Below are 26,586 nucleotides of genomic sequence, written 5' to 3'. Positions count from 1 at the left end.
TCTATTTTCCTAAACAAAATTCACCAAACATTACATCTAACATCTGATCATTATCATATGGTCTTGTGATATTTGATATTTCAAGTAAAGCTTCATTTATATAATGAGCAAAAAATTCAAGCTCACCACTTTGAAGTGGGTTTTTAGCAGAATTTATATTTTCTAAAGTATTTTCAACACTTTGAATTTGTCTTTTGGATACCAATGTTAACTCATCTTCTCCAATAGAATCGTTTAAAATATTTTCTAACTTTTGACTTAATTCATCTATACTATTTTGAGCACTTAAAGAGATGAAGTCTTTTAAAAGTTCTTTAGAAAATCTATTTTCTAAATCACATTTATTTAAAATTTTTATTATCTTTTTATCTCTATTCTCTTCCAAAATATCAAGTATCTTTAAATCTTCTTTACTTTGTTTTTCACTATTATCAAATAAAGCTAAAACAATATTTGCATCTTCTATACTTTTGATAGATTTTTCGATACCAATTTTCTCAATAAAATCATCTGTATCTTCTCTAATTCCAGCCGTATCAACAATTTTTATAATATGTGATCCTATTTTTATGCTCTCTTCAATCGTATCTCTTGTAGTTCCAGCTATATTTGAAATAATTGCTCTATCATAGTTTAAAAGTTTATTCAAAAGACTAGATTTCCCAACATTTGGCTTACCAATAATTGCTATTTTAAAACCTTCAATAAGCCCTTCTCTTCTTTTACTTGCACTCAAACTATTTTCAAGTTTTATTACAATTTTTGATATTTTCTCTTCAATCTTTTCAAAAATATCTGTGGGTAAATCTTCTTCTGCATAATCAATAGAAACTTCTGTATATGCAAGCATAAAAAGTAGATCTTCTCTAATATCTTCAACAAACTCTTTAAGTTCGCCTTTAAGTTGTCTAGCAAGAAGTTTTACAGCATTTTGACTCTTTGCTTCAATTATTTTTGAAATAGCTTCTGCTTTACTTAAATCAATTTTCCCATTTAAAAAAGCTCTTTTTGAAAACTCTCCAGCATTTGCAATTCTAGCACCATAAGATAATATTAGATTAAATATCATATCTGTTATAGCAACTCCACCGTGAAGTTGAAACTCAACAATATCTTCTCCTGTAAAAGAGTTTGGATTTGGAAAATATATAACAATAGCTTCATCTATTGGATTATTTTTTTCATCATAAAGATATGATAAAGTAGCATATCTAGGAAGTAATTCTTCTTTTTTAGAGATTTTTTTTGCAATATTAAGAGCCTCTTTACCAGAAACTCTAATAATACTTATAGAGCCAAGACCTAAAGGTGTAGCAATAGCTATAATTGTATCATCTAAATACAATATTTAATCCTCTTTACTCTTGTACTCATTTACAAGAACATATTTTTCACCTTTTATATTTGTTTTTACTGCAACATATTTTAAAGGAAACTCTTCTCTTAGCTTTTTAAGAGCAATATGTACTAAAATTCCATCAAGAGGTTTAGTTTTAAAACTACCTTTCTCTTTTATTAATTCAATAATTGGTTCTAAATATAGATAAATTGCTGCTTCTTGGTTCTTTAAAAACTCTGCAACCTCTAATCTTAGCATTAATCCATATTTTTCATTTATCCAATTAAATAAAATATATGATAAAGCTTTATATCTATATCCTTCTTTACCAATTAATAAAGCTGAATCTTCTCCATAAAATTCTATAAATATTGTTTCTTCATCATAATATCCAACTTTTATCTCATCAATTTTAAAACAAGTTTTTGCAAAAAGAAGCTCAACTCCATCTTTTACCTCTTTTACAATCTCTTCTTTACTCTTTTTCATAATAATTTTTGAAATCTCTAAATCTGCATCACTATTATAAAAATTGTCAAATATTTTCTCTTTTTTTTCTACACTTGGAGCTTGATACTCATAGCTAATTTTATCTTCTTCTATTTTCTCTTTATCATTTGAGTAAGACTCTTTTATCTTTTTATTTGTGTCTTCTATTTTTATATCTTTTGTTTTATAAGTTCTTTGTCTATTTGAACTATCATTAGAGTTCTCTTTACAATATGCACAAATAATAGCTTTTTTCTTTCCAAAACCTAAAAAACCTTTAGTTGGTTGTTGAATAACTTCAATAACCAACTCAGTAATAGAGCATTTAAACTCTTGTTTAGCTAAATCATAAACTTCTTCTAAACTATTTGCCTCAAACTTTTTCATGTCTCTTCTACTTTAGATTTTACTTATAGCTTTTTTCTTCTCAAATATTCTATTTATAGTATATTGTTGAGCGATAGTAAATACATTATTTACAAACCAATAAAGTGTTAATCCTGCTGGGAACCATAAGAAGAAGAATGTAAATATAATTGGTAACAATTGGAAAATCTTCTTTTGCATCTCATCTTGCATTGTATTTGGTGTAATTTTTTGTTGGATATACATTGTAAGTCCCATTAATATTGGTAATACAAAGAAAGGGTCTTTTAATGCTAAGTCATCAATCCATAAAATCCACTCTGAACCTTTTAATTCAATAGAGTTAATTAAAACCCTATATATAGCAAAAAATACTGGAATTTGTAAAAGTAGAGGTAAACATCCTCCCATTGGATTTGCACCATGTTTTTTATAAAGTTCCATCATAGCCATAGATTGTTTTTGTTTATCATCTTTATGTTTAGCTTGAATCTCTTTCATTTTTGGAGCAAGTTCTTTAAGTTTTTGCATACTCATCATACCTTTGTATGATAAAGGATAAAGAACAAGTTTAATTAAAATCGTAAGAACAACAATAGTCCATCCCCAATTTCCAATATATCCTTGTAAAAATTGAAGTAATATAAACATAGGTTTTGCAATAAATGTAAACCATCCATAATCAATAACATCTACAAGCTCAGGATCTAATGCTGCTAGTTCTTTATGGTTTTTTGGTCCCATCCATCCACTAAACTCTATATTTGTTCCAGCATGAATAAATGCTTGTGGGTTTTTATCATTATCAGGCATAAGTGTAACTTGCATTGAATTTTTGAAGTTATAAATTACTGTTGCATAATATCTATCAAAATTTGATATAAACTTTGCTCCTGTAATAGTTTTTTGAGCTTTAATATCTCCATCTTCAATAGTTTCTAAACTATCATCATTTAATTTTGCCATAAATCCATGAACAGCATACATATCAACTATAACTTCAGGTCTATATCCATTTGTTATAAAAAATTGTTTATCATTTGTAGAGCTTACTTCTAAATCATAATGCCCATCTGGATAAAAAGTAAATTTCTTTGTAAGAGTTGTACTACTTAATTTTTGAGTTAAAGTAAGTTCTTGTGCTTCTGTACTTGCATCAATTGAAGACAAACTTGCAACTACATCAACATTAAAAGCCTCTTGATTTAAGTTTGCATCTTGAAATCTAACTTCAAGAGGTTTTAATTGATTTGCCAAAAATAGAGTAAGATTTTTTCCATATTCATCTTTGTATTTGCTTTCAAGAAGTGTTACTTGTGCAACTCTTCCTAAATTATCTATTTCAATAATGTTTTTATCACTTGTTATTTTTGTAACTATTTTTGAATTATCAATAACAGCTGGTGCAATAGCTGTATTACTATTTACACTATTATCAACACTTTGTACAGTTTGAACATCTGGAGCACTATTTGCCTTTTGTTCTTGTTCTGTTTGTGCTTGTAAAGCTCTCTCTTCTTGTTTTGGCTTTAAAACCAAAAATTCATATGCTATAAAAAATACAAAAACTAAAACTGTCATAACGATCATTCGTCTTTGCATACCACTATTTTGATTGTAATTACTCATTATCTCTCTTCCACTCCCTGTTTTTTACTACTAAATATCTATTGTTTTTCAAAGGTACATACCAATATATTACTTTTATTTTTTTATACTTGATATTTTTAAATTTAAGAGCACCTTTTACTACTGGATAATCAAATCCTCCATCAAAAAGTTGATTACACTTTAAAATTCGTAATATTGTATAAAAAATAGACTTAAAAAAACCATTATTATCTAATTGCCATAATGCATATTGCGAACAAGTTGGATAGTATCTACACGAACCATATGATAAAATTGAAATGTATTTTTGATAAAATCTGATAAAAGCCTTTGATATAGCTTTCATTTAAGAACTTCTAGTCTTTTTAATGCGAAGTTAAAATCTTTTTTTAGTTCAAGAAACTTTTTATTTTCTATCTCTTTTTTTGCTACAAAAATATAGCTTCCCTCTTTTAAACTTTTTTCATATCCAAGCAATGTGGCTCTTAATCTTCTTTTTGCACTATTTCTAGCTACTGCATTTCCTATCTTTTTTGATGCAACAAAAGCTAATTTGAATTTATTATTTGGAATAAAAAAAGCGACAAAGCTTAGCGTATGCCAACTTTTGCCGCTTTTATAGAGTTTGTTAAACTCTTTTTGAGTATTTAATCTATACTCTTTGCTTAAACAGCTAATCTTTTTCTTCCTTTAGCTCTTCTAGCGTTAATTACTCTTCTACCATTTTTAGTAGACATTCTTACTCTGAACCCGTGAGTTCTTTTCTTTGGAGTATTATGTGGTTGATATGTTCTTTTCATCTTAGTTTTTCCTCAAAATTGCTAAATAAGTTGTGGATTGTATATAATCCTTACTTAAAACTCTCTTTAGAAAAAGATTTTTTATGATATTTTTGTAATTATTTCATCATCTTTTAAATCAAATTCTACTTTGCTATTTTCACTGATTTTATCTTCAAGTATTAAAATAGCCAATCTATCTTCAATCTCTTCATATATTGCTCTTTTTAAAGGTCTTGCTCCATAAACTGGATCAAATCCAACTTTTGCAATATACTCTTTTGCCTCTTTTGTTAAACTTATCTCTATACCTTTATCTACAAGTTTTTTCTTAATAGATTCAAACAATATATCAACAATATTTGTAATAGCTTCAAGATTTAACTGCTCAAAAATTATAATATCATCAAGTCTATTTAAAAACTCTGGTCTAAAATGAGATTTTAAATCATCCATCACAGCTTTTTTTCTATCTTCTTTATCTTTTATCTCTATTATTTTACTACTTCCAATATTTGAAGTAAGTATTATAATAGTGTTTTTGAAATCAACTGTAACACCTTTATTATCTGTTAATCTTCCATCATCTAAAACTTGTAATAAGATATTAAATACATCATTGTGTGCTTTTTCTACTTCATCAAAAAGTATCACACTATATGGTTTTCTTCTCACAGCTTCTGTTAATTGTCCACCCTCTTCATATCCAACATAGCCAGGAGCAGCCCCAACAAGTCTGCTTACAGAGTGTTTTTCCATATATTCACTCATATCAAATCTTATAAGTGATTTACTATCATCAAATAAAAACTTAGCTAAAGTTTTTGCACTTTCAGTTTTTCCAACTCCTGTTGGTCCTAAAAATAGAAAACTTCCTATTGGTCTATTTTCTTGGCTAAGTCCAGCTTTATTTCTTTTTATTGCTCTACTTATTGCTTTTATAGCCTCATCTTGACCTATTACATCTTGTTTTAAAACTTCTTCTACTTTTAATATCTTTTGTTTTTCACTATCAAGCATTTTATTTACAGCAATTCCTGTCCATCTTGAAACAATAGATGCAATACTTTCTTCATCTACACTATTTCTTAAAAGAGTTCCCTCTTTTTGCATAGATTCCCATTTTTTAGAGTTTTCTTCAATTTGTTTTTCTAATTCTGGAATATCTCCATATTCAATCTTTGCTGCTTCTTCAAATTTTGACTCTCTTTTTGCTATATTTGCTTTTGTTTTTAGTTCATCTATTTTTGATTTTAAGATACTTTCTTTATTAAAAGTCTCTTTCTCATTTTCAAATCTTGACTCAAGATTTTGTTTCTCCTCTTTTTTATTTGCAAGCTCTTTTTCTATCTCTTTTAATCTAGCTTCATTTTTTTGATTTTTCTCCATTTTTAAAGCTTCTTTTTCTACTTGCAAAGTTTGAATCTCTCTTTTAATTGTAGATAGAACTGTTGGCTCACTTTCAATTTGCATCTTAAGTTCTGCTGCTGCTTCATCTATTAAATCTATTGCTTTATCTGGTAAAAATCTATCACTTATATATCTATTTGATAGTTTTGCAGCTGCAACTAAAGCACTATCATTTATAGTTACATTATGGTGAGTTTCTAGTTTCTCTTTTATTCCTCGCAAAATTTGTAAAGCTTCATTAACGCTAGGTTCATTTACATTTACAGGCTGAAATCTTCTTTGCATAGCTTGGTCTTTTTCAAAGTATTTTCTATACTCTTTTAAAGTTGTTGCACCAATTGTATGAAGCTCTCCTCTTGCAAGGCTTGGTTTTAAGATATTTGCTGCATCCATACTTCCTTCACTTGCACCTGCACCAATTATTGTATGTATTTCATCTATAAAAAGTATTATATTTCCATCTTTTTTAACTTCATCAATAACTGATTTTAATCTATCTTCAAACTCTCCTCTATATTTTGCACCAGCAATAAGTGAACTCATATCAAGAGCTACTACTTTTTTATTTTGTAAACTTAAAGGAACATCTTTATTTACTATTCTTTGAGCTAATCCTTCAGCAATAGCTGTTTTACCAGTACCTGGTTCTCCTAGTAAGATTGGGTTATTTTTTGTTTTTCGTATTAAGATTTGCATCATACGATTTATCTGTTCATCTCTTCCAATAACTGGATCAAGCTTTCCATCTATTGCTTGTTTGTTTAAATCTATTCCATATTTACTCAAAGCTTCTAGATTATCATCTGCACTTTGATTATCTATTGTTTTTCCAGCTCGCATTGCTTCAAGCTCTTTTTTTGCCTCTTTTAAATCTATATATTTTCCTAAAATATCTTTAAAAGTTTGATTATCAAAGTTTGCTATAAGCCATGAATCAATAGCTATATAACTATCTCCTAAGCTGCTCATCATACCAGCTGCTTTTTGAAAACTTTCATATAGGTTTCTTGATATTTTTATACTATCTTTTGTAACACTACTTACACTTGCTAGTTTTTCTGTTTTTGATTTTGCTTCTAGTTCTATTGCTTTTTTGTTTATATTCATCTTATTTAAAAGTTGATTTAATACAGAATTTGTATTTGTAAGTAATGCCCAAATAAGATGAGATATCTCTACTTCTTGGTTTTTATTGTGTAAAGCTAGATTTAGACTTGAGTCTATTGCTTCTCTTAATTGATTTGTCATTTGTTCAAATATATTACTATTCATTTAGCACTCCTTGTATTTAACTGCTAAAGAAATAATACAACTTTAGTCAAAGTTTGTCAAGTATTATTTTATTAATATTTAATTTATTTTATGATTTAAATTTAAAGAATCCAAACTCATCTTTGAAAAGGCAAAGCACTTTTTACTAATCTATTTCCTTCTTTTCGAACTACCGAGAAAAACTCGGTAGTTAAATTCTCATTTAACTCTTTTTCTAAATATATATTCTTTAAGTGCAAGCCTACATTATCTGTGCTTGTATCAAATAACTGAGACATTTGTAATTGTGTTAGCCAAATTGTTTCGCTATCAACCGAAACTTTTAGTTCTAGTTCCCCATCATTGTAAACCACTAAATTTGATAAATTTTGCATTCTGTTTCCTTGAAAATTTAATTCTAGATTTTATCAAAAAAAGATAGCAAGAGGAAGAAATATTACATTTTGTAATTAAAAAGGGATAGGGAAACCCCTATCCCTTCAGCTTTTATCTAGTAGGTAGTCACTCCTACAAGAATATAAAATGCTAAGTTCAAATTGGAATAATTATATCAAAGTATAAATTTTATATCAACATAAAGTTGATTTTTTATGTACTTTTATTTTTTAAATAAATTGCTATGAGAACCAACTGCTACACAAGTAAAAACTAAAATACTATTCTCTTTTTTGTATATTAAAAGTAAATCAGGTTTTACATGACACTCTCTAAACTCCTTTAAATTACCTTTTAGTTGATGGTCTTTATGTTTTTTATCTAAAATTTGATTATTTGCCAACATAAAAACTATATTATCAACTAAATCTTTATCATCTTGTTTTAATCTTTTTCTTTGTTTCTTGAATTTTAGAGTTGTTACTATTTCAAACACTATTTATCTTCCATAGCTTTTTTATAAGTTTGGAAATCTTTAAAACTTTCAACTTTTCCATTTTTAAGCTCTTCTATAGCTTCTAGTAGTTCATTTGTTGGTTCTTTTTCAATTTTTAAATTAGCATTTGGTGTAAGTTTTATAATACTTTTAATAACATCTAAAAGTTTTTTATCTGCATTCTCTATAGTTATAAGCATTTTATTCCTTTATAAATATTTTAGAGAAGATTATATCAAATTTATAAGTAAAAAGGCAAAAAAAAAGCTTGAGCCGAAGCCCAAGCTTTGTAAGAAAAAGTTTTATACTCTAAAAAAATTAGAATGTATATGCAACTTGTAATCTTCCTCTATTTTGATCCATTTCTTTTGTACCACCTTGTTTTTGCTCAAGAGTACCATATCTTACATATGTAGTTAAGTTTTTAGACATTTTATATGTTAATTGTCCATAAACTTCTTCCATTTTTAATTTTCCATTATTAGTATAACTATAAGCTAGACCATCTGCTTTAGACTCTAATGTTCCATAATTTACAGTAAAGTTTAAGTTATCTAAAATGTCTAATCCAACTGCTGCTTGAATGTGTGTAGCTTTTGCTAAACCGTTTATAGAAATTCCCCATCCAAGAGTTGTATTTTGTCCATCTTGGTCAAGTGAAGTTAATCCACCTTTTTTATCTGTTTGAGCATATCCTAATTTTGCATTAACAATTCCAAATTTACCATCAACAGCTAGTTTAATAAGTGAACTATCATCTTCTACATTTGATTGATTTAAATTTACATATCTTGCATCAAAACCAACTTTTGCATCTTCTGCTAAATTATAGTTACCATTTACAGCAACTGTATATGTAGCAAGAGTATTAGCAATATTTAATCCCCATAATTCAACTTTAACTACATCAAAATCAGCTTGAGCAGTAACAACACCAATATCTTTTCCACCGTCAACTATTCCATTATTTACAGTAGTAGTTTTAAATCCCATAGTTCCGTTAATCTCAGTTGATTTATTTAAGTTAGAGTTATTAAAGTAACCAGCTCCAACAGTAAACATTCCAAGAGATGAGATAGCTAAAATACCTGTACCTGTTTGCTCATTTCCATTAATATCAAGAGCTTTTGTATATGGAGTAGCTAAACCTTGTTTACCAATATTAACTGTTGTATTAGGAATAACATTTAATCCAAAGTATGCATTTGATACAGAAACATCAGCTTGTCCATCAGCTCCCCCATCTTTTGCACTTAAAGCTGCAAATCCACCATGATCTTTTGATCCTACAATTGTTCTTGCATTAAATTTAACATAATCATTTACTTTTGAAGATAAGTTTACTCCAATTTTATAGTTGTTATTATCTGTTCTTGAAGCTTTTGAATCATCGAAGTTATCATATCTATATACAACAGATCCTGATACATCTACATTTTTGATAGCTTCTTCAAGTGGTTTCGCGCTTGCACTTGTAAGACCTGCAACTGCAACAGCTGCTACTAAACTTAATTTTGTAATTTTTTTCATCGTTTTCTCCTAGAATTTCGAAATTAAAGTCGATTTACAAAAACTATTAACTTTTTGTTTACCGTGCGGTCATTGTATATGAGTTAATTTTAAAGTTTTCTTAAAAGTTTGTAATTATACTGTTATTTTTGTTCTGATTAAGCTTTGCTAAAGTTATAGCATAGATATTTTAGCAATATTAGACAATTTTCTTTGCAATAATTAAGAAGAAAAAATAAATAAATAAAACTAAAATCATATTCAAATATTTTAATGAGGTGAGTATTATGAAAAAGATAAATAAGGTACTTATTGCAAATAGAGGAGAGATTGCACTAAGAGTTATAAGAGCTTGTAAAGAGTTAGAGATAAAAAGTGTTGCTATATTTTCAGAAGTTGATATAGAAGGAATTTGGGTAAAAAAAGCTGATGAGTGCTATCCAATACTTGGAGATGTGGTTCAAGCTTATCTTGATTATGACAGAATTATATCTATTGCAAAAAAAGCTGAGTGTGATGCTATTCACCCTGGATATGGATTTTTAAGTGAGAATGCGGATTTTGCAAGAGCTTGTGAAGAGAATGGAATTATATTTATTGGTCCAAAAGCTGAACATATTGAGCTTTTTGGAGATAAAATGGCTTCAAAAGTTGCTATGAAAAAAGTTGGGGTACCTGTACTTGAAGGAACTGATGAACCAATTGAAGATCCTAAAGAAGCTGCAAAAATTGCAAAAGAGATTGGATTTCCTGTTATTATAAAAGCTGCTTTTGGTGGTGGTGGAAGAGGAATGAGAATTGTAAAAAAAGAGGAAGATTTTAAAGAACTATTTGAAGCTGCTACAAATGAATCAAAAAAATATTTTGGTAGAGGTGAAACATTTATAGAAAAATATGTAGAAAACCCAAGACATATTGAGATACAGATTATTGCAGATAAATATGGAAATGTTTTACACCTTGGAGAAAGAGATTGTTCTATTCAAAGAAGACACCAAAAAGTTATTGAAATTGCACCATCGCCACTATTAAATGATGATGCAAGAAGAGAGTTATATAGAATTGCGACAAAAGCTATGTTTAAACTAGGTTATGAAAGTGTAGGAACTGTTGAGTTTTTACTAGATCCTGAAGATAATATCTATTTTATTGAGATGAATACAAGAGTTCAAGTTGAACACCCTGTAACTGAAACAATAACTGGGATTGATATTATTCAAAGAATGATTCAAATAGCTGAAGGGGATAAGATGATATTCCTTCAAGAGGAGATTAATTTTAGAGGTTATAGTATTGAATTTAGAATAAATGCTGAAAATCCACTAAAAGGTTTTTTACCATCTGTTGGAACTGTTGAAAAATATTTAACTCCAGGAGGTCCAGGAGTAAGACTTGATACAAGTATTTATACAGGATATAAAATTCCTGCAAACTATGACTCAATGTTTGGAAAGCTTATTGTTTGGGCAATTGATTGGGAAGGTTGTGTAAAAAAAGCAAAAAGAGCTTTAGATGAGTTCTATATTGAAGGTTTCCCTACAAATATTCCACTTCATAGAGAGATTGTAAGAGATGAAGATTTCAAAGCTGGAAGATTTACTACAAACTATCTTGATACAAAAATGGATGTATTTACACTAAATAGTGAAGATAATATAAAAGAAGAAGAAGAGAAAGTTGAAAATCTTAGAAAGCTTATTGATACTATTAAGAGTAAAAATATTTCGATTAGACATTAAAAACTTATTTAATTAAAAATATTTTAAGGCTAGAGTTTACTTTAGCCTTTTTTTGTGATAATTTTATTTGCTTATAGATATAATTCATCTTTATTATTTTAATTAAAGGTTTATAGTGTCACTTTTTCTAACTCTTTTTATAAAAATTATTCCTATGTATTTTAGTATTGTTCTTGGATTTTTTTCTACATATTTTTTAAAATGTGATAAAGAGAGTATTGCTAAAATACTTTTATATATTTTATCTCCATTAATTGTTTTTAATGCAACACTTAATGTAAAGCTTAGTTTAGAAGTTGCATTTATTCCTATGTTTTTCTTTATTTTTAGCACAATTTTGAGTTTTGTTCTTCTATATATCTTTACAAAAGTATTTAAAGATAATAGAGCAAATTTACTTGCTTTTAGTGCAAGTACTGGAAATACTGGAAATATTGGTATTCCTTTAGCTATTATATTTTTACCAAATGATTTGGTCGATGTTTTTATATTTTCAATATTAGCTTCTATTTTGTATCAAAATTCTGTTGGGTATTATATTACAGCAAAAGGGAATTTCAGTGCTAAAGAGAGTTTAAAAAAAGTTTTAAGACTTCCCGTTTTACATGCTTTTTTACTAGCTTTAGTTTTAAATATTTTTGGAGCAAGTATCCCTGATATTTTTCTTTCTTATGAATCATATTTAAAAGGTGCTTACTCGATTTTAGGAGTTATGATTGTAGGAATGGGATTAGAAAAATTAAAAGGAAACAATGCCTTTGATTGGTCTTTTATATCTTATTCTATGTTTATTAAATTTGTTATTTGGCCAAGTAGTGTTTTACTATTTATATTTTTAGATAAAAACTACTTTATGTTTTTAAATGAAGGATATTATTTACTTATGTTTCTATTTTCAATAGTTCCTCTTGCTGGAAATACTGTAATTGTGGCAACAGTTTTAAAAGTAAAACCTGAGATGATGAGTATAACTTTGTTTATCTCTATTTTAATAGGAGTTGTTTATATCCCTTTTGTAATGTGGCTTTATGGAGTTTAAATCTTTAGCAAAAGTTCTTTAAAAGAACTTTGCTAATTTTTTAATGCATTTCGTAGTTTACAGGTACTTGGATATTGTTCCAAACTGTTTTATTAAGCTCTTTTGGAATTGCATCAAAGAAAGCTATATTTTCTAGTAATTCCATCGTTGCTTTATCAAGAGTTTTGTATTTTGAATTTTCAATAATTCTTATATTTACAATTTTTCCATCTGCTAAGATATCAAAAGATATTGTAACTTTTCCTTCATGTTTTAATCTTTTTGCAACTCTTGGGTATTTTTTATTTTTTTCTATAATATGTTTTATTTTACCTAAATAAAGATCTTCCATTTCAGCTGCTTTTACCTGATTTACAGTATCTTGAGTAATTACTTGATCTTTAATTACTTCTTCTTTTTGAACTACTTTTTTCTCTGGTTTTTTCTTTGGTTTCTCTTTTTTAGGTTTTTTTACCTCTTTTTTCACAACTTTTTGTGCAGGTTTTTCAATAACTTTTTCTATAATCTCTTCTTCTACAACTTCTTCTTCTACTGGTTTTTTCTGAACTTCTACACTACTTAATGATATTTTTGTAACTGTATGTACATCTTTTTTCATATCAACAGTTTTTGTTGTATTTGCTAAAGATATAACCAAAGGTGCAGCTATTACAAAATAGATGCTAAAGCTTATAAGAAAAGATTTTAGATATCTATTGTTTTTCATAATTTACTTCTTAGTCACAATCGATACATTGTTGAATTCATTTTTCTTTAACATATCTAATATATTTACAAAATTTTCAAATTTTGTATCTTTATCTGTATTTAGATGAATTGGCGTCTCTTTTGGTTTTCCTAAAAGTTCAAACTCTATATTTTCTATTGCCATATCTATATCATCTAAATAGAATTTACCTGAATTATCTATTACTATTACTATCTCTTTATCACTTTTTAGCTTACTAGCATTTTTACTATCTGGTAAAGCTACTGGGATAAGCCCTTTTGTAATAAATGTTGATGTAAGTAAAACAATTGCTAAAAGTACAAGTAATACATCAATAAAAGGTATTACATTTATTGAATCAAACTTCTGTAACTTCATATTCGCTTTCCAAAACTTCTGCTGATCTACTTAGGATATTATAAAAAACCATAGATAAAATCGCAACAACAAGCCCAACTGCAGTTACTTTAAGTGCAAGAGCCAAACTCTCCATTATTTTACCAGCATCAATATCGTTTGCATTTCCCATATTCATAAATGTAAGCATAATTGCCAAAACTGTACCTAAAAGTCCAATATAAGGTGCATTTGATGCGATTGTTCCAATTATGTTTAGATGTTTTGTAAGTGCAACTTCTAAAGCTCTTTTTGTTTTGTATGATTTTATTTCAACTTTTCTATAAAAAATTATTCTTTCTATAAAGAAAAATAGAGCAACAAAGTTCATAAGTACTAAAAGTGCTATAACTCCATAATCTACAAGATGTTTTAGTGTCTCAATATCATTCATAAAAATACCCTTTTTTTAAAAATATTTGAAATTATATATCAATATTGATAATAGTTATCTTAATATTAATATAAAATTAAAATTTTGTTAAAGTAGCATTAAAAATTATTACATATAATTGCTTTCAAATTTGATAAATAAGGATTTTCTTTGAAAAGAATACTGTTTTTCATACTATTTATAGATATTTTAAGTGCGAATCCTAAAGAAAATATGGATCTACTTTTAAAAGATAAAAAAGAGTATAGAAATCTTGATTTAGAATCTATTGAAGCTAGATATAAAAGTTTGAAATATAGTTTTATTTCAAATATTGAGCTTAGCTCTAGTTTAGGTATAGATCACTATTTTGATGAAAATAAAAATAGAAACTATACAAAACGTGCAAGTATTGGAATTAACCAAACTTTATTTGAATCAGGTGCAATTATTTTTAAAATGGATTACGCAAATAGTAAATATGATTATGAGACTTTATCTTGGCAAAATCAGAATCAGCAATTAATCTTCTCAATTTATAGCACTTTGCTTGATATAAAAAAATTAAAGCTTGAACACAAACAAAATGGATATAAAATAGTTAATAAAAACATAGAACTTGAGATGAAAAAGCTTGAATATGATGTTGGAAAAAGTGATATTATTGATTTAAATAATGCAATAATGAGTAAGAATACAGCTTTAAATGAAAGAATAAGTTTAGAAAATAGTATAAAAGAGAAAGAGCAAGAATTAGCTAAATATACAGAACTTAAATATGAAGAGATAGAAATCTTGGATTTTAAAGAGACAAAAAAAGAGGAGTTTTTGGATTCAAACTTTGAATTACTTCAAGAAGAGGCAAAAGTTAAGATGCTTGATAGTGATTATAAAAAACAAAGAGGAGAAAATCTTATGAAGCTTAGCTTAAATGCAAAAGCTACATACTCAAATAGTGATGAAAAATTCAATCCTTTGATGAAAGACAATAGTAGAAACGATGCACAATCAAGTGCGAGTTTGAATCTATCTATTCCTTTATTTGATTACTCAAAAAGCAAAAATGTACAAGAATCAAAAATTGAATCTATGAAACAGAGATTTTATTTGGCTGATTTGAAAAATGAAAAAGCTTTTGAATATGATCAATATTTTACAAAAATTGATACATTTTTCAAACAAAATGAGATTTTAAAAGATAATATCTTGCTTTATGATGATTTAATAGAAGCAAATAGTATCTCAAGTAGTGCTGGAATGACTTCAAAATATGATTTAGAAATTTTAGAGAATCAAAAAGCTATAAATAGCTTTGATATTTTGATAAACAATATAAATGTTATGCAATATTACGCAAAAATTTACTTCATGACAAAAGGTTAAAAAGATGAATAATAGTTTACTAAAAGATTTGAATAGCTACAAAGGTGGTAAAAAATCTTATAAATATTGGATTTTATCTATTGTTATTATTTTTATTGCTTTGATGGTTTATATTTTTTTACCACAAAATGAAGATTTAAAACCAAAATATAATACTCAAAAAGCACAAATTGGGGATTTAAAAGTGATTGTTAGTGCAAGTGGAAACTTAAGTCCTACAAATAGTGTTGAGATTGGAATTGAAGTTTCTGGAACAATAAAAGAGATTTTTGTAGATTATAATGATGAAGTAACAATTGGTCAAGTTTTGGCAAAAATTGATACTACAAAACTTGAAGCAAGTGTTGAAAGCTCAAAAGCTAGTTTGGCTATTTCAAAAGCAAATCTAAATGAAAGTGAAGTAAATCTTAAAAATAAAAAACTAATTTTTGATAGAACAAAAAAGATGTTTGAAAGTTCAGGTGGAAAATTTCCATCTCAAAATGAGTATGATGATACTCTATTTGCTTATGAAGTAGCACTTGCTTCTGTAAAAGCTTCAAAAGCAAAAGTTTTACAATCTGAATCTGATTTAAAAAACAATCTTCAGAATTTGGATAAAGCTAGTGTAAAATCAAGTATAAATGGAATTGTTTTAAATAGAGAAGTTGAAGTTGGTCAAACTTTAGCAGCAACAATGTCAGCACCAAAACTTTTTACTCTTGCTAAAGATTTATCAAATATGGATTTAATAGTAAATATCGATGAAGCCGATGTTGCTGATATAAAAGATGGTTTAGATGTATTATTTACAGTTGATGCTTATGCAAATAAAGAGTTCAAAGGAAAGATTAAACAAGTAAGATTGAATCCTATTACAACAAATGGAGTTGTAACTTATGAAACTGTTGTAAGTGTTACAAATGATGATTTACTTTTAAAACCTGGAATGACTGCAAATGCAAAAATTGTTACAAAAAATCTTGAAAACCAACTTTTAGTTCCAAATAGTGCATTTAGATTTAAACCTATTGTTCAAGTGGATAAAAAAGCACCTAATCTTGGTTCTCCATCAAGATTTAGACCAAGTTCAAAAAGTGAATCTTCAAAATCAAATGATGGAATGATGAGCTTATATATTTTAGAAAACAATGAGCCAAAAGAGATAAAAGTAAAAATAATTTCAAGTAATACTCAACAAACAGCTGTATCTTCAAAAAGTTTAAAACAAGATGATGAAATAATTACTTCAATGAAGAGCAAAAATGCAAAATAAAGTTTTATTAGAATTTAGAAATATCAAAAAAAGTTATGGAAAAGGTGCAAACCAAACTTTTGCTTTAAATGGTGTTGATCTAAAAATCTATAAAGGTGAATTTGTAGCTATTATGGGTGCAAGTGGAAGTGGAAAATCCACTTCTATGAATATAATTGGTTGTTTGGATAAACCAAGTAGTGGAGAGTATCTATTTGATGGAGTAAATGTTGAAAACTTAAATTTAAATCAAATGGCTATTTTAAGAAGAAATTATATTGGTTTTGTATTTCAAGGATTTAATCTTTTAGGAAGAACTAGTGCTTTAGAGAATGTTGAATTGCCTTTAATTTATAGAAAAGTTCCAAAAGAAGAGAGATTTGAACTATCGATTGAAGCTTTAAAAAAAGTTGGTCTTGAAAGTGTTAAAAAAAATACACCAGCTGAACTTAGTGGTGGACAGCAACAAAGAGTTGCTATTGCAAGAGCTATTGTTACAAATCCTTTACTACTTTTAGCAGATGAACCAACTGGAAATCTTGATAGTATAAAAAGTGTTGAAGTAATGCAACTTCTAAAATCTTTAAATGAAGAGCTTGGAATTACTATTGTAATGGTAACTCACGAAGAAGAAATGGCTGCATATGCTTCAAGAGTTATATATTTTAGAGATGGAAATATTGAAGACTCTTTGAAAAAAGGATTTAAATAATGTTTTTAAATACATTTATAATAGCAATCAAAGAGATTAGAAGAAATATTTTAAGATCTATTCTTACAATTTTAGGAATAGTAATCGGTGTTGCTTCTGTTATTGCTATGGTTATGATTGGAGATGGAACAACAGCAAATGTAACAGCAAATATAGAAAAACTTGGAAGTAATATTTTAAATATTAGAGTTGGACAAGAAAGAAGAGGTCCACTAAGAGATGATAATAGTTCAAAACCTTTTAAGAATGAAGATATTGATGCAATAAAAAATAGTGTTGCAAACTTAAAAGGAGTTACTGCTGAAAACTCTTCTATGGTAAATGTGGTTTTTGGAAATAAAAGTAATTCATCTTCTGTTGTTGGAACTACAAATGATTATTTTATAATAAAAGATTGGAATGTAAGTTCAGGAAGAGTTTTTGAAGAATCAGAGTTAATTAGTGGTAAAAGTGTTTGCCTAATAGGAACAACTATTGTAAAAAATCTTTTTGGAAATGATAATCCAGTTGGTGCAACAATTAGACTTAAAAATTTTCCTTGTAGTGTTATTGGTGTTTTAGAATCAAAAGGGGCTAGTAGTTTTGGAAGAGATCAAGATGAGATAGTTGTAACTCCTTTAAAAATGTTTCAAAGAAAAATTCAAGGAAATTTAGATGTTTCAAATATAGTTGTTTCAGTTAAAGAGAAACAATATATTGATGATGCTAAAACAGAAATAACTTCTTTAATGCAAGATAGAAGAGCCGTAAAAATTGGCGAAGCTGACAACTTTTATATTCGTGATATGAAAGATATTCTTGATTCCATGACAAGTACTACAAAGATGCTTACATATCTTTTGGGTTCAATCGCAGCAATTTCTTTACTTGTTGGTGGGATTGGAATTATGAATATTATGCTTGTTTCTGTAACTGAAAGAACAAGAGAGATTGGAATAAGACTTGCCATTGGAGCTATGCAGAATGAAGTTTTAATGCAATTTTTGGTTGAAGCTATTGTTTTATCAACTTGGGGTGGAATTATTGGAATTTTACTTGGACTTGGAGTTGGTTATGGAGTTGTACAAATATTTGAATTACCTTATATTATAAACACTCAAATAATTTTAATATCTTTTATTTTTTCAACTTTGATTGGAGTTGTTTTTGGATATTTTCCTGCAAGAAAAGCTGCAAGATTAAATCCTATTGAAGCTTTAAGATATGAGTAGTTTAGAATTTAAGTAGATTTTGAGTGCCAAAATCTACTTCACCTAAAGCTTTTAGCTTAAAACTAATTCTATGGATATCACTTCTACCAAACTTCTTTATAGCTTCAATATGAGCTTTTGTACCATATCCTTTGTGTTTAGCAAAATTATAGTTTGGATAGCTACTTGAAATTTCATTCATAAATCTATCACGACTAACTTTTGCTAAAATTGAAGCTGCACTAACACTTGGATATTTTGCATCTGCTTTTATCTCTTTTTGAAGATTTTGTATTCCAAAATTTGTATTTCCATCCATCAAAAAAGAGTTTGTAAAACCTTTTAATTTTTCTATTATCTCTTCTATTGAACTTTTTAGACAATATGAAATTCCAAACTCATCTATTTGCTTTGCACTTTTAAAAACTATATGATATTTTGATTTATTCTTTATCTCTTCAAACAGAGCTTCTCTTTTCTTTTCACTTAATACTTTTGAATCATTTAATCCAAGTATTTCTTCTAAAAGAATAGTTCCAGCAACTACCAAAGGACCAGCAAGTGGTCCTCGCCCTGCTTCATCAATACCACATAATCCTAAGTTTTGCATACTTATCTTTTTGGAAGAAAAGATTTAAAAACTATTGCATATATAAATCCTACAATAAGTCCTATAAAGTGAGCATACCAAGCTATTGGAAGCCCTATTAAAAGTGGAGCAACAGAGATTAGTAAAATCCAAGTAACAATAGCACTTCTTTCTTCTTTTACAAAATATGCATAAAAGCCTAAAATAGCACAAATAGCACCACTTGCTCCTACGAGATTTACACTAAAATCAAAATAGTATATATATAAAAATGAGAAAAGTGAAGTCAAAATTCCAGTTATAAAATATAATAGTATAAAACTTTTTACACCTATAAATCTCTCTATCATATTTCCAAATTGCCATAAAACAAACATATTCATCCCAAGATGAGCTAATCCACCATGAGAAAATACACTTGTCAATGGTTGCCAGTAAAACTCACCAAGTAAAAAATAGATATTTAAACCCATTAGTAAGTTTCCATCTTTAATATTTATCTGAATAATATAAGCAAAAATTGTAATTGCTATTAAAATATTTGTTGCTGTGAACTCATTTTTACTTTTTGAAAAAGTCATTTTAAACCAATGCCTCTTTTAATACATCTTCAATTGTATTTACAACTTTTATTTCAATAGCATTTTTTACCTCTTCAGGAAGTTCATCTAAATCTCTTTCAAAATTCTTTTTAGGAATTAATACTTTTTTGATTTTTGCTTTATATGCTGCTATTAATTTCTCTTTTAATCCACCAATAGGAAGAACTTTTCCACTTAATGTAAGCTCTCCTGTCATTGCTACATCTGCTTTTATTTTTCTATTTGATAAAATTGAAGCAATTGCAAGTGCCATAGTAATACCTGCACTTGGTCCATCTTTTGGAGTTGCACCTTCAGGAATATGTAGATGAATATCATATCTTTTATAAATTTCACTAATCTCTAATTTTGTATTTTCTTCTTCCTCTTTAAAAGTTTTTGGAATTAATTTTTCATCTATTTTTAAAATATTATTATCTATTAAATGTTTAACAACAGAGTAAGAGATTGTTGAAGACTCTTTCATAACTTCACCTAAGTTTCCAGTTACTTTTAGCCCACCTTTTCCTTTTAATTTAATAGCCTCTATTTTTAAAATATCTCCACCAACAGCTGTCCATGCAAGTCCATTTGAAACTCCAACCATATCAACTTTATCTGCTAATTCTATTTCAAATATTGGATTATCTAAATACTCTTTTAAATCTTTTGTTCCAATAGTAACTTTTTCTAAAGTTTCATCTTGAAGTAATTTCTTAACAACTTTTCTAAATATTTTTGAGAAAACTCTTCTTAGATTTCTAACTCCTGCTTCTCTTGTATATTTTGAAATTATAAGTTCAATAGTTGCTTTACTTAAGCTCACCTCATCTTTTTTAAGTCCGTGTTTTTCAAGCTCTTGAGGTATTAAATAATCTTTAGCAATATGATATTTTTCATTTGGAGTATATGAATTAATCTCTATAAACTCCATTCTATCTCTTAAAGGAGCTGGAATTCTTCTTATATCATTTGCTGTTGATACAAATATAACTTGTGATAAATCAACTGGAAAATTAAGATATAAATCTCTAAATTCATGATTTTGCTCTGGATCTAAAATCTCAAGCATCACAGCAGATGGATCTCCTCTATGATTTGCTCCTAATTTATCAATTTCATCTAAAACAACAACTGGATTCATCTTTTTTGCATCAATTAAACCTTTGATTAATCTTCCAGGCATTGCTCCTACATAAGTTCTTCTATGTCCTCTTAACTCATTTACATCTTCCATTCCACCTAAAGCAACTCTTACAAGTGGTCTATCAAGAGCTTTTGAAATAGAGTTTGCTAAAGAAGTTTTACCAACACCTGGAGGTCCTACAAAACAAAGAACTGTACCTTTTGATTGCATATCTTCAAGTTTTCTTTGCTCTAAAAGTTGCTTAACTGCAAAATACTCTGTGATTCTCTCTTTTGCTTTTTCTAGTGAAAAGTGATCTTTATTTAGTTGTTTTTCAACACTTGCAATAGATATTTTAGAGTTTGAATACTCTCCAAATGGAATATCTAAAACCATCTCTACATAGGTTTGTAAAAGTGAAGCATCTGGAGAATCTTGATTCATTCTACTTAATTTATCAAGCTGTTTTTTTGTCTCTTTATATGCTTCTTTTCCCATAAAAACTCTTTTTGTTTTTAAAATCTTTTTAAATGATTTTAACTCTTCTTCTTTTTGACTATCAGCTCCAAGCTCTTTTTGAATAGCTTTTATCTGCTCTTTTAAGAAATAATCTTTATGAGTTTTCTCTATTTTTGAATTTACTTTTTGTGTAATCTCTTTTTGTATTTTATAAGATTCTATCTCATTTTTAACATATTCAATTATATCAATCAATCTTTGTTCTATGCTAGTTTGAGAATATATTTTATAAGCTTCATCTTTTTTTAATTTTAAAACAGAAGATATTAAATCAGCAACTCTTGAAGCATCTTCATTCTCTTCTATTGCTTTTATTAAATCAGCTGGAAATTTATTATTTAATCTTGAGAGTTTTTTTACATTATCAAGTAAAATATTACTTAATGATTTTAATTCTAATTCACTTTCATAAGAATCTTGTACCAATTCAACAGTAGCAAAAAGATTATTACTTGGAACAAAATCAATAATCTTTGCTTTTGCAACACCTTGAAATAATACTTTTACTTTACCATCTGGAAGTGATACTTTTCTCATCACATTTCCTACAACTCCAATATCATAAAAAGAGTCTTCTTCTCTTTTTTGCTCTTTTGTAGGTTTTGAAACTGTAACCATAATAAGTCTATTAAACTCTATTGCATTTTCAACAGCTTTTATATTTTCGTCATTTGTCAAAAATAGTGGTGTAATCATAAATGGGTATAAAAAAACCTCATCTTCTACTATAAATGGTATAGTTTGTGGAAAATTATCATAATTTGATAACATATTCTCATATCTCCTTAAATTCTATTATTTTTTATTCAAATACTCTTCTAATTATTGGAACATACGGTTTTTCTACCTCATCTGTATATTCCCAAGACTCTTTAGATTTTTCTAAATAATACTCTTGTGCTTTTGGTTTATCTCTTCTTTTATAAAGTTCTGATATATCTTTATCCATAAGTGATTTTGAAATCATTAATCTTGTTTTAATTGTTTGTACCAAAGGCATATATTTTGAATTTGAATATCTTTTTTCAAAATCATCAATTTGAACTAAAGTATCATCAATTAAGACTTGATCTCTATTTTGTCTTTTAAAACCTTTAAAATTTGATTTTATTTTTAAATATCTTATATAATCAACATCTTTACTTAGTGCAAATCTTTTTAAATATTCATCTAAATAAAAGTTTGCCAAAACATACTCTTCATTTTGCATATGTGCTTCTACTAAAATTAGAATAGCTGATGGAATTAAAGGTGAATTTCTATGTTCGCTTTCAAGTGATATAAAAGTATCATCCGCTTCTTCAAGTTCTGCCATTGAAATATGTTTTAATATTTTGTTGTACCAGTAAAGTGCTGGTTTGTTATACTCTTCTGTTTTAGAAGAACAAGCATTTAAAATAAATATTAGTATAAAAATAGTTAATATATTTTTTATATTATTTGCTCTTATCATCAATAAATCCTTATTTTTAAAGTAAATATATTATCCAAACTTGGATTAAAATATATATAGAGTATTAGTTTCATTTTGTATCACTTATCTTTTGTTGTATAAAATGGAAGCTCTTTTTTAGTTTTATATACTATTTTCGTTATAATTAAAAAAACTTTTAGAAGGCAAAACTATGAAATTAACACTAATTGGAAATGGAATAATGGCACAATCTCTTGCTATTGGTTTAGTAAAGAAATATGAAGTAGAGATGATTGGAAGAGAGTATGAAAAACTAAAACTAATAAAACAAAAGATACCAAAGATTGAGATAAAAGAGTTAGAAGATAAAGAAGATATAAGTGGTAAAAACATCATTATGTGTGTAAAACCTTATGCTTTAGAGAGTGTATCTGTAAGATTAAATGGAGAAGCAAATAGTTTGATATCTATTTTAGCTGGAACAAAATTAGATTATTTAAGAAAATTAATAAAAGCAAAAAACTATGTAAGATCTATGCCAAATGTTGCAGCAAGTGTTCAAAACTCTATGACTGCACTTACAGGAGATATTGCATTAAAAGATATAACAACTGATATTTTTAAAACTATTGGTGAAGCTGTTTGGGTAAATAGTGAAACTCATCTTGATATTGCAAGTGCTGTTTGTGGTTCTGGACCTGCATTTTTAGCTTTGGTTGCTGAAGCTATTGCTGATGGTGCTGTTAAAGTTGGTTTAGAAAGAAACTTAGCTCATCTTATGGTACAAGGTCTTTTTTCAAGTTCAGCTTCACTTCTAAAACACTCTCATCCTGCAATCATAAAAGATTCTGTTATGAGTCCAGCTGGAACAACAGCTGCAGGATATGCAAAACTTGAAGAAGGAAATGTAAGAGATGCTTTCATAAAAGCTATTGAAGGCTCATTTAAGAAATCTAAAAAAATTGCTGAAAAGTAGTTTTATCTTAATAGAGATTTTAATCTCTATTTTGATTTTAAGTTTTATATTCATCTCTTTTGCAAATAGTAATTTTCTATTTTCAAGAACAAATTCAAACTTTATAAATCTATTAGAACTCGAAAATAGTATAGAAAAGAATGATTTAAGAAATTTTTATAAATCATCATCAAGTTATGAAGTTTTAATTAATGATGAAAAAACAACTATAACTCTTTTTAAATACAGTTATAAAGATGAAAACATAAAATTGGTTTATTATGAAAAGTAGTTTTGTTTTATTTGAATTAATCATTGCAACTATACTTTCAGCTATTATTTTTACTTTAGTAAGCTTTTTATACAAAGATACTGTTTTACAAAATAGATTAAATCAAGAGCTATCTTTAGAGAATTTAAGTTTAAACTCACTTAGAGTTTTTTTAGAAAAAAATATAAATAATTTTGATGATTTAAGCTTTAGAAATAAAAATTTATATTTTCAAAATGAGCCACTTTATTTAGGGCTTTTATACTTCAATATAGAAAAAAGTTCTAATTTCTATAAAGTATCTTTACAAAAAGAGAATTCAAAAGAGATTATATGGTTTATAAAAAAATGAAAAAAGCATATATTTTACTTTCAACTCTATTTTTTGTTCTTCTATTCTCTTTTATTGCAAAACAAAGCTTAGAAAAAAATGCTCTAAATAGTAGGGTTTATAGTGAAAAATTATATTTTATTCAAGCAAAAGCACATATATATTTTCTTGAACAATATCTTTTGCGCTTAAATGAAAATGAGTTATTAAATTTCATAAGTCTTGAATTTATGCCAGATAATTTTATTTTAAAGATATCAAAAAAAGATGAAAAAGAGTATTTTTTATCTGTAAAAAATGAAGAATTTGGAGTAAAAATCTCCAAATTATTAAAACTATAATATAACTTCTAAAACTTTCATAGCCAATTTTAAAGCTTTGTTTCTATGAGAAAACTCTTGTTTTATTTCAAAATCTAACTCACCTAAAGTTTTTGTAAAATCTTTTGGAATAAAAAGTGGATCATATCCAAAGCCATTTGTTCCTTTTTCTTGATTAATTGCCATTCCATACATAAATCCATGAACTGTATATACAAAATCTTTGTATATTATAGTTATACAAGCTGTATAAAAAGCTTCTGTTTTTTCAAGATTTAATCTATTTAATTCACTTATTAGTTTTTCATTATTACTTTTATCACTTGCATTAATTCCTGAATATCTTGCACTATAAACTCCTGGAGCATTATTTAATATAGGTAAAGATATTCCTGAATCATCAGAAATCACTATAAAATGTTTTTCATTTTGTTCTTTTAGTCTTCTATTTATCTCACTTGCTTTTATAATTGCATTTTCTTTAAAAGTTGTTCCTGTTTCAGGAATATCAAATTTTCCTAAAATGTCACTATATGCTATAACTTCATAATTTGGTAAAAGTTTTTTAAACTCTTCAATCTTCCCTTTATTTGCACTTGCTAATATTATTCTCAATAAAAATCCTTTGTCTTTTTCTCTTTTAAAGAAAGCTTACTATATAATCAATCTTTAATTATAATATATTTAGGATTATGTATGTTTAAATCAGTTTTACCTTTAAGTTTTATAGTAGCTCTAAGATTCTTTGGGCTTTTTATAGTTTTACCTGTTATTTCCGTTTATGCACTTAGCTTAGAAGGAGCAAATGCAACTTTAGTTGGAATTGTTGTTGGTGGTTATGCTTTGACACAAGTTATTTTTCAAACTCCATTTGGAATTATGAGTGATAAACTTGGAAGAAAAGGAACAATAATAACTGGTCTTCTGCTTTTTGCTATTGGTTCATTTATTTGTGCAATTGCTAGTGATATTTTTACTTTAATGCTAGGAAGACTTTTACAAGGAGCTGGTGCTATTGGTGCAGTTGTTACAGCTATGATTAGTGATATTGTAAAAGAAGAGCAAAGATCAAAAGCCATGGCTATAATGGGTGGTTTTATTGGAATATCTTTTGCACTTGCTATGATGTTTGGTCCAATTATTGGTGGATATGCTGGTGTTCCAATTTTATTTTATATAACAATGGTTCTATCTTTAGTAGCAATTTATATTTTAGTAAAAAAAGTTCCTAATCCACCTGTTATTACTCATACATACAATGAAAAACTAAAATTAAAAGATATTTTAGGAAATTCAAATATAAACAGAATGCACATTACAAATTTTTTGCAAAAAGCTTTGATGACTTTTGCATTTTTAGTTATTCCTATTATTCTTACAAAAACATATAATTGGGATATAAAAGATTTATGGCAAGTTTATATTCCTTCAATGATTTTAGGACTTCTTGCAATGGGTCCTGCTGCAATACTAGCTGAAAAGAAAGGAAAATATAGAGAAGTTTTAGTTATTGGAATTCTATTTTTTATAATCTCTTATTTAATTATTGGTTTTAGTTCTAGTGCTTTAGTTTTTTCTATTGGTGTTGTAATATTTTTTATTGGATTTAATATGCACGAACCAATCATGCAATCACTTACTTCAAAATTTGCAAAAGTTCATCAAAGAGGTAGTGTTTTAGGAGTATTTAACTCTTTTGGATATTTAGGTACATTTTTTGGTGGTATTTTTGGAGGAATATTTTTAGATAAACTAAGTGCTTATGAGCTAGAAAACTTCACAACAATTATAGCTTCAATCTGTGTTTTATGGATTTTATTAATTGCTATTATGAAAAATCCTTCTAAAACTAAAAATATTTATCTTAATTTAGATGAATATAAATCAAATAATTTAAATAAATTAAGTGAAAATTCAAATATAGAAGAGTGGTATATAAATAATACAGAAAATATTGCTGTAATAAAATTTAGTGAAGAAAAAATAAGTGAAGATGAGATAAAGGCAATTTTAAAATAGATAAATCTTTGTGGAAAATAGTATAAATTTTCACGCTCTT

At 27.3% G+C, this 26,586-nt stretch carries 30 protein-coding genes; 11 read left to right on the top strand and 19 right to left on the bottom strand.

What is annotated here, in order from left to right; all coding sequences use genetic code 11:
• Position 1: 1 nt before the first annotated feature.
• From mnmE to ATH_RS02620, 11 genes are all read right to left on the bottom strand, one after another.
• Positions 2-1,345 (bottom strand): tRNA uridine-5-carboxymethylaminomethyl(34) synthesis GTPase MnmE, encoded by a 1,344-nt coding sequence (gene mnmE, locus ATH_RS02670; RefSeq protein ID WP_066184931.1) that lies wholly within the window; start codon positions 1,343-1,345, stop codon positions 2-4.
• Between the two features lie 3 nt (positions 1,346-1,348).
• A complete protein-coding gene (locus tag ATH_RS02665; RefSeq protein WP_066390589.1) occupies positions 1,349-2,215 on the bottom strand; it encodes a Jag N-terminal domain-containing protein in 867 nt (288 codons plus the stop codon).
• Between the two features lie 12 nt (positions 2,216-2,227).
• Positions 2,228-3,823, bottom strand: a complete 1,596-nt coding sequence (gene yidC / locus ATH_RS02660) for a membrane protein insertase YidC (RefSeq protein ID WP_066390593.1) — start codon at positions 3,821-3,823, stop codon at positions 2,228-2,230.
• Positions 3,816-4,151: a membrane protein insertion efficiency factor YidD gene (yidD, locus tag ATH_RS02655; RefSeq protein ID WP_066184934.1), complete on the bottom strand. Its 336-nt coding sequence runs from the start codon at positions 4,149-4,151 to the stop codon at positions 3,816-3,818. The genes yidC and yidD overlap by 8 nt, the downstream gene beginning before the upstream one ends.
• On the bottom strand, positions 4,148-4,483 hold the full coding sequence (gene rnpA / locus ATH_RS02650; RefSeq protein ID WP_083202027.1) for a ribonuclease P protein component: 336 nt from the start codon (positions 4,481-4,483) through the stop codon (positions 4,148-4,150). The genes yidD and rnpA overlap by 4 nt, the downstream gene beginning before the upstream one ends.
• On the bottom strand, positions 4,471-4,605 hold the full coding sequence (gene rpmH, locus ATH_RS02645; RefSeq protein WP_066171877.1) for a 50S ribosomal protein L34: 135 nt from the start codon (positions 4,603-4,605) through the stop codon (positions 4,471-4,473). The genes rnpA and rpmH overlap by 13 nt, the downstream gene beginning before the upstream one ends.
• 81 nt (positions 4,606-4,686) lie before the next feature.
• Positions 4,687-7,266 carry an ATP-dependent Clp protease ATP-binding subunit gene (locus tag ATH_RS02640; RefSeq protein ID WP_066390596.1) on the bottom strand — a complete coding sequence of 860 codons (2,580 nt, stop codon included), beginning with the start codon at positions 7,264-7,266 and terminating at the stop codon, positions 4,687-4,689.
• A gap of 116 nt (positions 7,267-7,382) precedes the next feature.
• Entirely contained in the window at positions 7,383-7,640 is a 258-nt protein-coding gene (locus tag ATH_RS02635; RefSeq protein ID WP_066184937.1) for a hypothetical protein, read from the bottom strand.
• Positions 7,641-7,864: 224 nt separating this feature from the next.
• Positions 7,865-8,140, bottom strand: a complete 276-nt coding sequence (locus ATH_RS02630; protein ID WP_066390598.1) for a type II toxin-antitoxin system YafQ family toxin — start codon at positions 8,138-8,140, stop codon at positions 7,865-7,867.
• Positions 8,137-8,337 carry a hypothetical protein gene (locus tag ATH_RS02625; protein WP_066390601.1) on the bottom strand — a complete coding sequence of 67 codons (201 nt, stop codon included), beginning with the start codon at positions 8,335-8,337 and terminating at the stop codon, positions 8,137-8,139. The genes ATH_RS02630 and ATH_RS02625 overlap by 4 nt, the downstream gene beginning before the upstream one ends.
• A gap of 118 nt (positions 8,338-8,455) precedes the next feature.
• On the bottom strand, positions 8,456-9,667 hold the full coding sequence (locus tag ATH_RS02620; RefSeq protein WP_066390604.1) for a porin: 1,212 nt from the start codon (positions 9,665-9,667) through the stop codon (positions 8,456-8,458).
• A 266-nt stretch (positions 9,668-9,933) separates the two neighbouring features.
• On the opposite strand from ATH_RS02620, the gene ATH_RS02615 reads away from it, so the two are divergent.
• Together ATH_RS02615 and ATH_RS02610 are read left to right on the top strand one after the other, a co-directional pair.
• On the top strand, positions 9,934-11,385 hold the full coding sequence (locus ATH_RS02615; protein WP_066177395.1) for an acetyl-CoA carboxylase biotin carboxylase subunit: 1,452 nt from the start codon (positions 9,934-9,936) through the stop codon (positions 11,383-11,385).
• 115 nt (positions 11,386-11,500) lie between these two features.
• Positions 11,501-12,424, top strand: a complete 924-nt coding sequence (locus tag ATH_RS02610) for an AEC family transporter (protein WP_066390606.1) — start codon at positions 11,501-11,503, stop codon at positions 12,422-12,424.
• A gap of 40 nt (positions 12,425-12,464) precedes the next feature.
• On the opposite strand, the gene ATH_RS02605 is transcribed toward ATH_RS02610, so the two are convergent.
• The 3 genes from ATH_RS02605 to exbB are packed head-to-tail and all read right to left on the bottom strand — an operon-like array spanning position 12,465 to position 13,923.
• On the bottom strand, positions 12,465-13,130 hold the full coding sequence (locus tag ATH_RS02605) for an energy transducer TonB (RefSeq protein ID WP_066390608.1): 666 nt from the start codon (positions 13,128-13,130) through the stop codon (positions 12,465-12,467).
• Between the two features lie 3 nt (positions 13,131-13,133).
• Entirely contained in the window at positions 13,134-13,511 is a 378-nt protein-coding gene (gene exbD, locus ATH_RS02600) for a TonB system transport protein ExbD (RefSeq protein ID WP_066186695.1), read from the bottom strand.
• Positions 13,492-13,923 carry a TonB-system energizer ExbB gene (gene exbB / locus ATH_RS02595; protein ID WP_066177379.1) on the bottom strand — a complete coding sequence of 144 codons (432 nt, stop codon included), beginning with the start codon at positions 13,921-13,923 and terminating at the stop codon, positions 13,492-13,494. The genes exbD and exbB overlap by 20 nt, the downstream gene beginning before the upstream one ends.
• Positions 13,924-14,073: 150 nt before the next feature.
• Between exbB and ATH_RS02590 the strand changes: the two genes are divergently transcribed.
• Genes ATH_RS02590 through ATH_RS02575 form a run of 4 tightly spaced genes read left to right on the top strand, consistent with a single transcriptional unit; the run spans position 14,074 to position 18,442 of the window.
• On the top strand, positions 14,074-15,285 hold the full coding sequence (locus ATH_RS02590; RefSeq protein ID WP_066390610.1) for a TolC family protein: 1,212 nt from the start codon (positions 14,074-14,076) through the stop codon (positions 15,283-15,285).
• 4 nt (positions 15,286-15,289) lie between these two features.
• The gene (locus ATH_RS02585) at positions 15,290-16,540 is read left to right on the top strand and encodes an efflux RND transporter periplasmic adaptor subunit (RefSeq protein WP_066390617.1); all 1,251 of its coding nucleotides are present in this window, start codon (positions 15,290-15,292) and stop codon (positions 16,538-16,540) included.
• The gene (locus tag ATH_RS02580; RefSeq protein ID WP_066177366.1) at positions 16,530-17,231 is read left to right on the top strand and encodes an ABC transporter ATP-binding protein; all 702 of its coding nucleotides are present in this window, start codon (positions 16,530-16,532) and stop codon (positions 17,229-17,231) included. The genes ATH_RS02585 and ATH_RS02580 overlap by 11 nt, the downstream gene beginning before the upstream one ends.
• On the top strand, positions 17,231-18,442 hold the full coding sequence (locus ATH_RS02575; RefSeq protein ID WP_066177363.1) for an ABC transporter permease: 1,212 nt from the start codon (positions 17,231-17,233) through the stop codon (positions 18,440-18,442). The genes ATH_RS02580 and ATH_RS02575 overlap by 1 nt, the downstream gene beginning before the upstream one ends.
• Position 18,443: 1 nt before the next feature.
• Here ATH_RS02575 and ATH_RS02570 read toward each other — a convergent pair whose 3' ends face one another.
• Genes ATH_RS02570 through bamD form a run of 4 tightly spaced genes read right to left on the bottom strand, consistent with a single transcriptional unit; the run spans position 18,444 to position 22,689 of the window.
• Complete coding sequence (locus tag ATH_RS02570) at positions 18,444-19,031, bottom strand: ribonuclease HII (protein WP_066390620.1); 588 nt, start codon at positions 19,029-19,031, stop codon at positions 18,444-18,446.
• A gap of 2 nt (positions 19,032-19,033) precedes the next feature.
• On the bottom strand, positions 19,034-19,591 hold the full coding sequence (locus ATH_RS02565; protein ID WP_066184946.1) for a rhomboid family intramembrane serine protease: 558 nt from the start codon (positions 19,589-19,591) through the stop codon (positions 19,034-19,036).
• A gap of 1 nt (position 19,592) precedes the next feature.
• Entirely contained in the window at positions 19,593-22,007 is a 2,415-nt protein-coding gene (gene lon, locus ATH_RS02560; protein ID WP_066186689.1) for an endopeptidase La, read from the bottom strand.
• Between the two features lie 31 nt (positions 22,008-22,038).
• On the bottom strand, positions 22,039-22,689 hold the full coding sequence (gene bamD, locus ATH_RS02555) for an outer membrane protein assembly factor BamD (RefSeq protein ID WP_066184948.1): 651 nt from the start codon (positions 22,687-22,689) through the stop codon (positions 22,039-22,041).
• A 172-nt stretch (positions 22,690-22,861) separates the two neighbouring features.
• Here bamD and ATH_RS02550 point away from each other — a divergent pair, with 172 nt between their 5' ends.
• Genes ATH_RS02550 through ATH_RS02535 form a run of 4 tightly spaced genes read left to right on the top strand, consistent with a single transcriptional unit; the run spans position 22,862 to position 24,548 of the window.
• Complete coding sequence (locus tag ATH_RS02550; RefSeq protein WP_066184949.1) at positions 22,862-23,626, top strand: pyrroline-5-carboxylate reductase; 765 nt, start codon at positions 22,862-22,864, stop codon at positions 23,624-23,626.
• Positions 23,613-23,897, top strand: coding sequence for a hypothetical protein (locus tag ATH_RS02545; protein ID WP_130234641.1), 285 nt, complete (start codon positions 23,613-23,615; stop codon positions 23,895-23,897). Before ATH_RS02550 ends, ATH_RS02545 begins: the two co-directional genes overlap by 14 nt.
• Positions 23,887-24,228: a hypothetical protein gene (locus ATH_RS02540; protein ID WP_066186683.1), complete on the top strand. Its 342-nt coding sequence runs from the start codon at positions 23,887-23,889 to the stop codon at positions 24,226-24,228. Before ATH_RS02545 ends, ATH_RS02540 begins: the two co-directional genes overlap by 11 nt.
• Complete coding sequence (locus tag ATH_RS02535; RefSeq protein ID WP_066186681.1) at positions 24,210-24,548, top strand: hypothetical protein; 339 nt, start codon at positions 24,210-24,212, stop codon at positions 24,546-24,548. The genes ATH_RS02540 and ATH_RS02535 overlap by 19 nt, the downstream gene beginning before the upstream one ends.
• Here the strand turns inward: ATH_RS02535 and ATH_RS02530 are convergent.
• Complete coding sequence (locus tag ATH_RS02530) at positions 24,543-25,142, bottom strand: non-canonical purine NTP pyrophosphatase (protein ID WP_066390625.1); 600 nt, start codon at positions 25,140-25,142, stop codon at positions 24,543-24,545. The genes ATH_RS02535 and ATH_RS02530 overlap by 6 nt on opposite strands.
• A gap of 81 nt (positions 25,143-25,223) precedes the next feature.
• On the opposite strand from ATH_RS02530, the gene ATH_RS02525 reads away from it, so the two are divergent.
• Complete coding sequence (locus ATH_RS02525) at positions 25,224-26,546, top strand: MFS transporter (RefSeq protein WP_066390626.1); 1,323 nt, start codon at positions 25,224-25,226, stop codon at positions 26,544-26,546.
• The last annotated feature ends 40 nt before the right edge of the window (positions 26,547-26,586 follow it).

Source organism: Aliarcobacter thereius LMG 24486 (assembly GCF_004214815.1).
Lineage (GTDB): Bacteria > Campylobacterota > Campylobacteria > Campylobacterales > Arcobacteraceae > Aliarcobacter > Aliarcobacter thereius.
The sequence above is the reverse complement of the archived record's forward strand: the minus strand, read 5'-3'. Positions and strand labels throughout refer to the sequence as shown.